We start from the raw sequence: 11,385 nt of genomic DNA on the forward strand, positions 1-11,385 counted from the left end.
CTTTTCATTCAAGAGTGGTGGTAAAAGCAGCCGCCGTTCAGGCGGCCGAAGGGGATCGATAGGCCCGAAGAAAGACGTCCACCGCGCGGTCGACGACCTCTGCGATGTGTGCTTCTTCCAATGTGGTTCTGACGTTGAACAGGCCGGCTTCATGCACCTCGGACTGCAGCAGTCCACGGAAATGGCGCGCGACCACGACGGGGTCTGCCTGGCGGAGCTGACCGGAGGCGATGAGGCTGCCGAAGTAGCCCTCCGTGAGCTTCATGGCCCGCACCGGTCCTTGTTCGTAGAACATCCGGCCGATGTCGGGCTTGGCCGCCGCTGCGATCACCATGCGGGCAGCCGCGAAGCGCTGGGGGGTGTGGAAGTGCGTCAGGGCATGCCGCCCGAATGCCTTGAGGGTCTGCTCGATGTCGCGGGTGGGGTCGAGCAGCGAGATGACGTCCATGGCCTCTTTGGGCAGCTCCGCTCCCGCGCTCGCGCCGATGCTCTTGTACAGAAAAGACATCGCGTCGCCACCAAACTCATTGGCCATCCGGCTGATGAGTTCCTGGAACAAGGCTTCCTTGGTGTCGAAGTAGCGATACAGCGTCGCCTTTGAACTCCCGACGCGCGCAGCGATTTCGTCCATCGACGCGCGGTCAAAGCTGACTTCCTGGAAGACTTCCTTCGCCGCGGCCAGGATGGCCTCGCGGCGGGCTTCTGTTTTCACTCTGACCATTTCAATGCTCCTGCTGCTGTGTGGGTCCGCACTGCAAAAGGCTCTTTGCAATGCGGCTTGATTCAATACGATACTTTGAGGTATCGTTATGTTTTTCGAAACTATACCGTTTCGTTTTGTCATGGTCAAGATTCTTTTCCTTCATCCCGAGATGTCTGAGAATCACCGATCCCGTTGCGGGCCCCCGCCTTTGGCGCTGTTCCTGGCCACCGCAGTCCTCGCATCCAGTGGCTGCGCGCTTCAGGGGGCGTACAAGTCACCGAACCGGCACGGCGTGGCGCCCGCGGCGTGGTCTGTTGGAGCGGGGACCGTGGATGTCCCCGGACGCTCGCCGACCGAACGGTGGTGGTCCGAATTGCACGACCCCGCGATCGACCGTCTCGTGGAGGTGGCGCTTGCCGATGGTCCGACGCTGGCAGAGGCCGTCGCCCGCGTTGACGAAGCACAAGCCCTGTTGCGTGCGAATGCGGCGCAATCCACGCCGACGGTTGGCGCGAGTGCAGACGTCATCCGTGCCCGGCAACAGAACACCTCCAGCGCGGCGACGGAACCGACGCTGCTGGTCACGGCGGTCTCGCCGGGCCTGAGCTTCAGCTGGGAGGTCGATCTCTTCGGGCGAATACGCCAGTCGGTCGAGGCCGCCCGCAGCCGGATCGACGCCCGCACGCTCGACGCGGCGGCGATTCGCCTGAGTCTTGCGGCCGACGTCGCCAGTGGAGTGCTCGCCTTGCGCGCCTGTCAAAGCGCTCAGTCCGTGTTGACCGCGGACATCGCATCCCGAGAGCGCAGCCTGGCGCTGACGCGACGCCGATGGGCCGCAGGGTTCGCCACGGCGGCTGACGAGACGCGCGAGCGCATCGGGTTGGCGTCGGCACGCACCACCTGGTTCAGCCGGCAGGAGCAGTGCGCGCTCCAAACGAATGCCCTGGTCGCGCTGGCGGGCCAGGACAGCAGCACCATCCGGGCCCTCACCGCACCCAGCGACGAAAAGACGCTGACCGACCCGACGCTGGGATTCGTGCCCACGGTGCCGGGCGCTGCGGCCGAGCTTCCCGCTGAAGTCCTCAGCCGGCATCCGGCGATCCTCTCTGCCCAGCGGGAGGCGCAGGCCGCCTGGGCGGACATCGGTGTGGCCCGGGCCGAACGCCTGCCCCGTCTGGATGTCGCGGCACTGCTGACCGGCCAGTGGTTGCGTGTGGGCGGTGTCGGCCAGCATCTGACCACCTGGTCGGTCGGACCCACGCTGTCCGGCACTTTGTTCGACGGTGGCGCCGGCGCGGCCAACGTGAGCGCCGCCGAGGCCCGTTACCGCCGTGCGCACGCAGTGCTCCAGCGCACCTTGCGCACCACCGTGCAGGAAGTGGAGAACGCGCTGGCCGAGCAAGTCTCGGCCGAGGCACGCGCCAGTTCGGCCGGCGAAGGCGTTGCGGGCGCGCAAGCCCTCCTGGCCACCTCGCAGGCGCGGTGGCGCGCCGGTGCCATCAGCCAGCTCGAACTCGAAGACAACCGACGGCAACTGACTTCTATGCAGGACGCCCTCATCACCGCACGGCGCGACCAGGCGCACTCATGGGTGGCATTGGTCAAGGCCACCGGCGGAGCCGTCACCCTATCTGTCCAGGAACCACCCCATGAATGAACCCCGATCCGAAACGTCGAGCAGCACCCGGCGAAGCCGCATGATCGCAGCCATTCTGGCCACCGCGGTTGTCGCTGGCGGTCTCACCTTCTTCTCTGCTCATACCGCAACCAAACCCGAAGCAACCCAGGCGCCACCGCCTGCAACCGCGATGGTGGCCAACGTGGCCCCGGCCGCGGAAGTCCGCTGGCCGGTTGCGTTGCAGGCGATGGGACCCATCGCTCCCTGGCAGGAGGCGTCGATCGGCGCCCAGGTCGCAGGCCTGCGACTGGCCGAGATCAAGGCCGATATCGGCGACCGTGTCCGGCGTGGCCAACTCCTGGCACGCTTTGACCGCGCAGCGCTGGAAATCGAACAGGCTCGGCTACAGGCCCAGTGGCGACAGGCCGAGGCCAACCGCGGGCGCGCCCTTCAACTCGAAGGAACCGGTGGCATCAGCGAGCAGGAGCTCCTGCAGCATGTGACGCAAGCGGACGTTGCCAAGGCGCAGCTGCAATCCGTTCAGCTGCAGATTCGCCAGGCCGACGTGGTCGCGCCGGACAACGGCGTCGTCAGCGCGCGCAGCGCCACCCTCGGTTCTGTGGCCACGTCCGGGCAGGAACTCTTTCGCCTCATCAGGAAAGACCGCCTGGAGTGGCGAGGCGAGCTGACCGCGGAGCAGCTGGGGCACGTCCGGCAGGGTCAGCGGGTCCGGCTCGCCTTGCCGGGCAGCGGTTCCGCCACGGCCACCGTTCGCCAGGTGGCGCCGACGCTGCAAGCGCAAAACCGTTTGGGGATCGTGCTGGCCGACATCGATGCCGGTAGCCACGCGCGCGCCGGCATGTATGCCCAAGGCGTCGTGGAATTGGCGGAGAGTCGCGCGGTCATCGTCCCGGCCAACAGCATCGTGCTTCGCGACGGTCGCAGCTACGTGATGACCCTGACCGATGACAGCCGGGTGCAGGAGCGCCGTGTCGAGGTCGGGCGCCGTCGTGGTGTCATGGCTGAGATCCTGTCCGGTCTGGAGGCTGGTGAACGGGTGATCACGCAAGGGGCCGGCTTCTTCAATGAGGGGGACACCGTCCGTGCCGTTCCGGCGGCGGGCGAATCGGCCAAGGGGAAGGGCCGGTCATGAACTTCGCCACGTGGTCCATTCGAAACCCGGCACCCGCCATTCTGTTGTTCATCTTCCTGACACTGGTCGGGCTCCACAGCTTTCAGCAACTCCCGGTCGCCAATCTGCCGGACATGGACGTGCCGACCGTCACGGTCAGTCTGAGTCAGCCCGGCGCGGCACCCGTCCAACTCGAAACGGAGGTCGCACGCAAGGTCGAAAACTCCCTGGCGACGCTCTCCGGCCTCAAGCACATCAAGACCTCGATCACCGACGGTCAGGTCCAGATCCGGGTTGAATTCGTTCTTGACAAAGGCGTCTCGGACGCCCTGATCGAGACCAAGGACGCGGTCGACCGCGTGCGCTCCGATCTGCCGAGTGATCTGTTGCAGCCCACGGTCAGTGCCGTGCGCGCGGGGAGCGATCCTCTGTTGATCTATGCCGTGTCGTCCCCCCGAATGGATGAGGAGGCGCTGTCGTGGTTCGTCGACGACGTTGTCAGCAAGGCCGTGATGAGTGTGCCCGGCATCGGGCGGTTCGAGAGAACGGGCGGGGTGCAGCGACAGGTGCGCGTGGAAGTGGATCCGGTCCGGCTCACGTCCCTGGGGACCACGGCCGTCGATGTGTCGAAGGCCCTGCGCGCGGTCCAGCAGGAGGCCTCGGGAGGGCGCGCCCAGCTGGGCAAAGGTGAACAGGCGCTGCGCACGACCGCCACAGTCGCACAGGCCGACGCGCTGCGCAGCCTGCCCATCGTGACCAGCGATGGGCGGCGTGTCGGCCTGGACCAAGTCGGGGAGGTGGTGGACACCCATGCCGAACGCATGCAGATCGCCCTGCTCGACGGGAAACCGGTCGTCGGGTTCAGGATCTACCGTGCGGCCGGATTCGATGAGGTGCAAGTCGCCGAGAGCGTGGAGGCCGCAGTGAGTCGACTCCATGCCACCCATGGCTCGCTGGCATTCACCAAGGTCGCCGGCTCGATCGAGGGCACACGTGAGCAGTTCGATGGTTCCATGCGCATGTTGTACGAAGGCGCGCTGCTGGCGATGCTGGTCGTCTGGTGGTTTCTGAGGGACTGGCGTGCCACGGTGATCTCGGCATCGGCGCTGCCTTTGTCGATCCTTCCGACGTTCGCCGCCATGCACTTTCTGGGCTACTCGCTCAACACGCTCACGCTGCTGGCGCTGGCCGTGATCGTCGGCATCCTGGTCGATGATGCGATCGTCGAGATCGAGAACATCGAGCGGCATCGGCGCATGAGCAAGCCCATCATGCAGGCGGTGCGCGATGCGGTGACCGAGATCGCCACGGCCGTCATCGCCACCACCATGACGCTGGTCGTGGTCTTTCTTCCCACCGCCATGATGGGCGGCATCACAGGCAGGTTCTTCCAGCAATTCGGTTGGACATCTGTGGTGGCCGTGCTGTCTTCCTTGCTGGTCGCGCGGCTTCTGACGCCCATGATGGCGGCATACCTGCTCAAGGATGGCCAACCAGGCCACGAGGAAGCGGCGCCCGCGCGCGACTCGCGACTGATGCGCACCTACCTGTCGTGGGCCAGATGGTGCCTGGCCCACCGTCGCACCACGCTCGTGGCCTGCATGGCGATCTTTGCGGCGTCGCTCGCGCTGATTCCGCTGATGGACAAGGGTCTGATTCCTCCGCCCAACAGTGGGTACAGCAATGTCAGCATCGAGTTGCCTCCTGGCAGCGGCATCGACGGCACTGTTGCGGTGGCGGAAACGGCACGCGTGGCCTTGCTGGACATCCCGGGCATCAAGCGGGTGATGACCAGCGTGGGCGGAGGGGCGGAACAAGCCGCGAACGTGCGTCGCGCCACCCTGACGCTGGTCCTGGGACCACGTGGCGAGCGACCCGATCAGACGGTCATCGAGACCCGCGTGCGCGAGGCGCTGGCCGATGTTCCCGGTGCCCGCTTTTCGCTCGGTGCCGGGGGACCTGGCAAGAAGATGTCCTTGATCCTGGCCAGCGACGCTCCTGAGGCGCTGAAAACCACCGCCAGAGCGTTGGAGCGCCAATTGAGAACCATCCACGGGCTGGGCAACGTGACGTCCACGGCGACGCTGGAGCGACCGGAGATTGTGGTTCGTCCGGACGTTCAGCAAGCGGCGATGCACGGTGTGACCACATCAGCCATCGCAGAAACGGCGCGCATCGCCACCACCGGTGATTTCGATGCCCGACTGGCGAAGCTCGATCTGGATCGCCGCCAACTGGGCATCCTCGTGCGCGTTGCGGACGCCGATCGCCAGGACCTGGACGCCATCAACGCTTTGCGCGTGCCTGGACGAGACGGCCTCGTGCCGCTGGCCAGCGTCGCGCAGCTGTCCGTGGAAAGCGGTCCGTCCGAGATCGAGCGCTACGACCGGCGGCGTTACGCCACGGTCACCGCCGATCTCGGCGGCATGTCGCTGGGCGCGGCGCTCGAAGCGGCCAAGGCCTTGCCCGCCGTGGCCTTGATGCCCGCCAGTGTCGAGTTGGTCGAGACGGGGGATGCGGAGATCATGGCGGAGCTGATGGGCGGGTTCGGCCTGGCGATTGTCGTGGGCTTGTTCTGCGTCTATGGAGTGCTCGTGCTGCTGTTCCACGATTTCTTTCAACCGCTGACCATCCTCTCGGCAGTGCCGCTGTCGCTCGGTGGCGCGTTCGTCGCGCTGCTGGCGACCGGCAGCATGTTGAGTCTTCCCTCACTCATCGGTCTGGTCATGCTGATGGGCATCGTCACGAAGAACTCCATCCTGCTGGTGGAGTACGCCGTTCTTGGCATTCGAGAACGTGGACTGTCCGTGCAGGATGCGCTGCTGGACGCTTGCCACAAACGCGCCAGGCCGATCGTGATGACCACCATCGCCATGGTGGCCGGCATGGCCCCGATCGCGATAGGGCTGGGGGCCGATGCGAGCTTTCGCCAGCCGATGGCGGTGGCGGTCATCGGCGGGCTCGTCACATCGATGGCGCTGAGTCTGCTGGTGGTGCCTGTTGCATTCACCTATGTGGCCGGCGTGGAACGCCGTGTGCGGGGCTGGTTCGGGCGCAAAGGGAATCGGCAAACCTTCGTCCCTCGCAGCCCATGAACGGGCTTGGTCGGGAGCGGCACAACGATCCATCCGTCGGCGGCCCCCGCCATTCACACCCAATTGGTCCCCCACACAAGCCCTTGCCAGCCCATCATCGGCACCATGAACGCTCCCCCGAACGACGGCACCGAGGTGCTGGTGCTGCAGCACCTGGACGAAGACGGCCCAGGTTATCTTGGCCAGTGGCTCGACGGGCAGGGCGTGCGCTGGCAGGTGCGCTGTGCCGAAGCCGGCGAGGCCTATCCGGCGTCGGTGCGGGGGTTGAAGGGGCTGGCGGTGCTGGGCGGCGCCTGGAGCGCCAACGATGAACGCCCCTCGCTGCGCCAGGCCGAAGCCCTGATCCGCGAGGCCGATGCGCTGGGCATTCCGGTGATCGGCCATTGCCTGGGTGGCCAGCTCATGGCGCGGGCGTTCGGTGGCCGCGTCGAGCCGCTGAAGCAGCCCGAGATCGGCTGGCTGCCGATCCGGCACAACGGCAGTGCGACCGCGCGTGAATGGTTCGGCGACACACCCGAGGCCACGGTCTACCAGTGGCACCACGACGGCTTCGTCGAGCTGCCGCCCGGGGCCGAACTGATCGCCGGTTCACCCGCCTGCGCCCACCAGGCTTTTGCCCTGCGGCAACACCTGGCGATGCAGTTCCACATCGAGATCACGCCGGCCAAGATCGCCGACTGGCTGGAACGCCCGGGCCAGGCCTATCCGGTCCAGGTGCTGCTGCACCGCGACAGCGTGCAGGACCCTGCCGGCATGCACGCCGCCACCGACCGGCACCAGGCGGGCAGCGAGGCGCTGGCCCGGCGCATCTATGAAACCTGGCGTGCGCGCTGGCGGGGCTGATTTGGAAATGGCTGCTGGCGGCGGATCTTCACTCGTGCGCCAGCGATTGCAGCAGCTCGCTCGCGCCCATCCAGTAGCAGAGCAAGGGGGCGGGGATGCGCATGATCTGGGTGACGGCCTGTTCATTCGATGGCCCTGACTTCATGACACCAAAGTCGTCCAGCGATTTGGTGACCACGTAGCCGCGGGCGATGTTCTTTTGCTCGCACAGTTCGAACAAACCCTTGAGTTCGCGCGCGCCGGTGTGCTGGGCGCGGTACTTCACTTCAAAGGGAATGATCTGACCGTCCACCTCGGCCACGAGGTCGACCTCGCGGTCCCGTCTGCCACGCCAGTAGGTGAAGCGCACGTTCTGAGCGTAGTAGCGCGCAAACAGGTGTTTGAACACGGCGGTCTCAGTGGCCACGCCGAGTGCGGCCGGGTCTTCCAGAATGGCCTTGCCTTTGAGCATGACGGCGGGCGCGATGGCGGCGTCGGCCAGGTACACCTTGAAGCGGGCGCGCAGCACGTCTTTGCCATAGCCATAGGGCGGCAACCTGTAGATCAGGTGCGTGGCTTCCAGCAATTCGATGAAGTGTTGTGCCGTGGGGCGTTTCACTTCCAGGTTGGCGCACAGGTCACCCATGTCGAGCAGACCCCCGTCGTGCATGCACAGGTAGAGGAAGGTGTGCTCCAGGTCGAGCACGCGGCGCACGCCGAAGAGCGCGGTCATGTCGCGCTTCAGGACCTTGTCGATGATGTCTTCGCGCAGCAGGCGCTGGGCCTGGGTGATGCTCTCGACCTGCGCGGTCTGCGGGAAACCACCCCGCACCAGGTATTCGTGGAAGTGCCCCACGTAGGGCGCGGCGGCTTCGCCGGTGCGGTAGAAGTCGGCCGCGTTCCAGTCGAACAGATCGCGCAGCGACTTGAGCGGCGGCAGCGCCGGCAGTTGCAGGTTCTTGATCTGCAGGTATTCGTAAAACGAGAGCGTGGTCAGACGAATCGTGTGCCAGCGGCCCACGCCAGACTCCTGGCCCGCTTCCACCAGCGGCATGGCCGAGCCCGTGAACGCAATGCGGCGGTCTTTGCGAAAGTCCACCTGGTGCTTGACCCAGGTGCCCCAGTCGCGAATGAACTGGGCTTCGTCCAGGAACAGGTATTCCAGGCCATCGGCTTTGGGTTCGCGTTCGCGCCATGCGTCCAGCACGGCGTCGATACCCGCCAGTTTCAGGAGTGGGTGGTCAAAGGTCGCATACAGGATGTTCGAGGCGGGTACACCGGATTTCAGCAGGGCATCCGCGGCCTGCAGCATCAAGGTGGTCTTGCCGATCTGGCGTGCGCCGGAGAGCAGCACCGCGCGTGGCGCGGGTGGGTTGTTCATCCAGACACTGAGTTCCCGGTAGGCGGCGCGGCGCCAGCCCGGCAGGTCGGCAATGCTTTCATCGCGCCACCAGGGGTTGAACTGGGACAGGACCGCAATGAGCTCTTCTTTAGATACCTTCATGCACTGAATGCTAACAAAAATAGGCTATCAGTGTATGTATAGTTTATTTAAATGGTAGTTTTAAAGAAGAAATGACGGTTTTCGGTGGGGCTTGCAGATCGCGCCGACCGGGGTGTGGTCAGCCCACCAGCCCCGGGATGTTCAGCCCATCCCTGGGAATCGGCCGCGGCCGGCCGTCGTTGTCGATCGCCACATAGGTCAGGCTGGCCTCGGTCACTTTCACGTACTGGCCCTGGGCCGAGAAACGTTCGGCGAACACCTCCACCTGCACCGTGATGGACGTGTTGCCCACGCGCGTGACGTGCGAGAAGAAGCTCAGGATGTCGCCCACGCGCACCGGCTGCTTGAAGATGAACTGGTTCACCGCGACGGTCGCCATGCGGCCACGCACGTAGCGCGCCGGCAGCACGGCGCCGGCCAGGTCGACCTGGGCCATGACCCAGCCGCCGAAGATGTCGCCGTTGCCATTGGTGTCGGCCGGCATGGGAATCACCTTGAGCACCAGTTCGCGGTCTTGGGGCAGGGGGGTTTGTGGGCGGGGGCTTGATTCGCTGGACATGGGCACAATCTCCGGATAGTTGTCCGATTGTCCCGCATGCGCCACGCCCATTCCTCCCAAGCCACCATTCCCCTGCCGGCCAGCGCGCCCCCTGCGGGCGCGCCCGCAGCGCGCCGTTCCGATTGGGCCACGCTGGCGCGCCTGCTGCCCTATCTGTGGCAGTACAAATGGCGCGTCGTGCTGGCGCTGGGCTTCATGGTGGGCGCCAAGGTGGCCAACGTGAGCGTGCCGCTGCTGCTCAAGGAGCTGGTGGACGCGATGACCATCCGGCCGGGCAGCGTGGAGTCGATGCTGGTGGTGCCGCTGGGCCTGCTGTTGGCCTACGGCGGGCTGCGCCTGTCCACCACGCTGTTCACCGAACTGCGCGAGCTGGTGTTCGCCAAGGCCACCGAAGGCGCCACGCGCAGCATCGCGCTGCAGGTGTTCGGCCACCTGCATGCGCTGTCCCTGCGCTTTCACCTGGAGCGCCAGACCGGCGGCATGACGCGCGACATCGAGCGCGGCACGCGCGGCGTGCAGTCGCTCATTTCGTACTCGCTCTACAGCATCTTTCCCACGCTGATCGAGGTGGTGATGGTGCTCGCGCTGCTGGGCACCAAGTTCGACATGGGTTATGTCTGGATCACCCTGGTGGCGCTGGTGCTGTATGTCACCTTCACCGTGACCGTGACCGAGTGGCGCACGAAGTTCCGGCGCCAGATGAACGAGCTGGAGTCGGTGAGCCAGACGCGCGCCATCGACTCGCTGCTGAACTACGAGACCGTCAAATACTTCAACAACGAGGCTTTCGAGGCGAGCCGCTACGACGAGGCGCTGGAGAAGCTGCGCCGCGCCCGCATCAAGAGCCAGACCACGCTGTCGCTGCTCAACGCTGGGCAGCAGTTGGTGATCGCCATCGCGCTGGTGCTCATGCTCTGGCGCGCCACCCAGGGCGTGGCCGAAGGGCACATGACGCTGGGCGATCTGGTCATGGTCAACGCTTTCATGATCCAGCTCTACATCCCGCTGGGTTTCCTGGGCGTGCTCTACCGCGAGATCAAGCAGAGCCTGACCGACCTGGACAAGATGTTCGTGCTGCTGGAGAAAGAGCGCGAGATCGCCGACGAGCCGGACGCCCAGGCGTTGCAGCTCGCCGGTGCGCCGTCGGTGAAGTTCGAGAACGTGCGCTTCTCGTACGAGCCGGCGCGCGAGATCCTGCACGGCATCAGCTTCGAGATCCCGGCCGGCAAGACGGTGGCCGTGGTCGGGCCGTCGGGCTCGGGCAAGAGCACGCTGGCGCGGCTGTTGTACCGCTTCTACGACGTGACGAACCACGAGGCGGGGGGGCCGCACGGCGGTGGCCGCATCACCATCGACGGTCAGGACATCCGGCAGGTGACGCAGTCCAGCGTGCGCCAGGCCATCGGCATCGTGCCGCAGGACACGGTGCTGTTCAACGACACCATCGAATACAACATCCTCTACGGCCGGCCCGACGCGGGCCACGACGCGGCGGTGGCGGCCGCCCAGGCCGCGCACATCCACAGCTTCATCCAGCGCCTGCCGCTGGGTTACGCCACCATGGTCGGCGAGCGTGGCCTGAAGCTCTCGGGCGGCGAAAAGCAGCGCGTGGCGATTGCGCGCACGCTGCTGAAGAACCCGCCCATCGTGATTTTCGACGAGGCCACCTCGGCACTGGACTCGGCCAACGAGCGTGCGATCCAGGCCGAACTGAAGAGCGCCGCGCGCAACAAGACCACGCTGGTGATCGCGCACCGGCTGTCCACGGTGGTGGACGCGCACGAGATCCTGGTGCTGGTGAACGGCGAGATCGTGGAGCGCGGCACGCACGCCCGGCTCATCGCCCTCGGCGGGGTCTATGCGGGGATGTGGGCGTTGCAGCAGTCCGGGACGGACTGATCCCGCGTCGCCATTGGTTTGTGGGCTTTCGTGACGCGCCGGGTCCGGCGCGG

Annotated in this window: 8 protein-coding genes; 5 read left to right on the forward strand and 3 right to left on the reverse strand. The window is 65.8% G+C overall.

Annotation, left to right across the window (positions count from 1 at the left end):
- Positions 1-37: 37 nt before the first annotated feature.
- Positions 38-721: a TetR/AcrR family transcriptional regulator gene (locus KIH07_RS08110; protein ID WP_226491488.1), complete on the reverse strand. Its 684-nt coding sequence runs from the start codon at positions 719-721 to the stop codon at positions 38-40.
- An 88-nt stretch (positions 722-809) separates the two neighbouring features.
- On the opposite strand from KIH07_RS08110, the gene KIH07_RS08115 reads away from it, so the two are divergent.
- From KIH07_RS08115 to KIH07_RS08130, 4 genes are all read left to right on the forward strand, one after another.
- A complete protein-coding gene (locus KIH07_RS08115) occupies positions 810-2,360 on the forward strand; it encodes an efflux transporter outer membrane subunit (protein ID WP_226491489.1) in 1,551 nt (516 codons plus the stop codon).
- A 40-nt stretch (positions 2,361-2,400) separates the two neighbouring features.
- Positions 2,401-3,474, forward strand: coding sequence for an efflux RND transporter periplasmic adaptor subunit (locus tag KIH07_RS08120; RefSeq protein ID WP_226491490.1), 1,074 nt, complete (start codon positions 2,401-2,403; stop codon positions 3,472-3,474).
- Positions 3,471-6,548 carry an efflux RND transporter permease subunit gene (locus KIH07_RS08125; protein WP_226491491.1) on the forward strand — a complete coding sequence of 1,026 codons (3,078 nt, stop codon included), beginning with the start codon at positions 3,471-3,473 and terminating at the stop codon, positions 6,546-6,548. The genes KIH07_RS08120 and KIH07_RS08125 overlap by 4 nt, the downstream gene beginning before the upstream one ends.
- Positions 6,549-6,653: 105 nt before the next feature.
- Entirely contained in the window at positions 6,654-7,391 is a 738-nt protein-coding gene (locus KIH07_RS08130; RefSeq protein ID WP_226491492.1) for a type 1 glutamine amidotransferase, read from the forward strand.
- Between the two features lie 28 nt (positions 7,392-7,419).
- Here KIH07_RS08130 and KIH07_RS08135 read toward each other — a convergent pair whose 3' ends face one another.
- Both KIH07_RS08135 and KIH07_RS08140 read right to left on the reverse strand, forming a co-directional pair.
- Entirely contained in the window at positions 7,420-8,874 is a 1,455-nt protein-coding gene (locus tag KIH07_RS08135) for an ATP-binding protein (RefSeq protein WP_226491493.1), read from the reverse strand.
- 118 nt (positions 8,875-8,992) lie between these two features.
- The gene (locus KIH07_RS08140) at positions 8,993-9,433 is read right to left on the reverse strand and encodes an acyl-CoA thioesterase (protein WP_226491494.1); all 441 of its coding nucleotides are present in this window, start codon (positions 9,431-9,433) and stop codon (positions 8,993-8,995) included.
- A gap of 36 nt (positions 9,434-9,469) precedes the next feature.
- On the opposite strand from KIH07_RS08140, the gene KIH07_RS08145 reads away from it, so the two are divergent.
- Positions 9,470-11,332 carry an ABCB family ABC transporter ATP-binding protein/permease gene (locus KIH07_RS08145; protein WP_226491495.1) on the forward strand — a complete coding sequence of 621 codons (1,863 nt, stop codon included), beginning with the start codon at positions 9,470-9,472 and terminating at the stop codon, positions 11,330-11,332.
- Positions 11,333-11,385: the final 53 nt, after the last annotated feature.

The organism is Hydrogenophaga taeniospiralis (assembly GCF_020510445.1).
Classification (GTDB): domain Bacteria; phylum Pseudomonadota; class Gammaproteobacteria; order Burkholderiales; family Burkholderiaceae_C; genus Hydrogenophaga.

Excerpts from the sequence above, each read along its gene's own strand:
- KIH07_RS08110 (WP_226491488.1), bottom strand. The coding sequence starts at position 721 with ATGGTCAGAGTGAAAACAGAAGCCCGCCGCGAGGCCATCCTGGCCGCG.
- KIH07_RS08115 (WP_226491489.1), top strand. The coding sequence starts at position 810 with ATGTTTTTCGAAACTATACCGTTTCGTTTTGTCATGGTCAAGATTCTT.
- KIH07_RS08120 (WP_226491490.1), top strand. The coding sequence starts at position 2,401 with ATGATCGCAGCCATTCTGGCCACCGCGGTTGTCGCTGGCGGTCTCACC.
- KIH07_RS08125 (WP_226491491.1), top strand. The coding sequence starts at position 3,471 with ATGAACTTCGCCACGTGGTCCATTCGAAACCCGGCACCCGCCATTCTG.
- KIH07_RS08130 (WP_226491492.1), top strand. The coding sequence starts at position 6,654 with ATGAACGCTCCCCCGAACGACGGCACCGAGGTGCTGGTGCTGCAGCAC.
- KIH07_RS08135 (WP_226491493.1), bottom strand. The coding sequence starts at position 8,874 with ATGAAGGTATCTAAAGAAGAGCTCATTGCGGTCCTGTCCCAGTTCAAC.
- KIH07_RS08140 (WP_226491494.1), bottom strand. The coding sequence starts at position 9,433 with ATGTCCAGCGAATCAAGCCCCCGCCCACAAACCCCCCTGCCCCAAGAC.
- KIH07_RS08145 (WP_226491495.1), top strand. The coding sequence starts at position 9,470 with ATGCGCCACGCCCATTCCTCCCAAGCCACCATTCCCCTGCCGGCCAGC.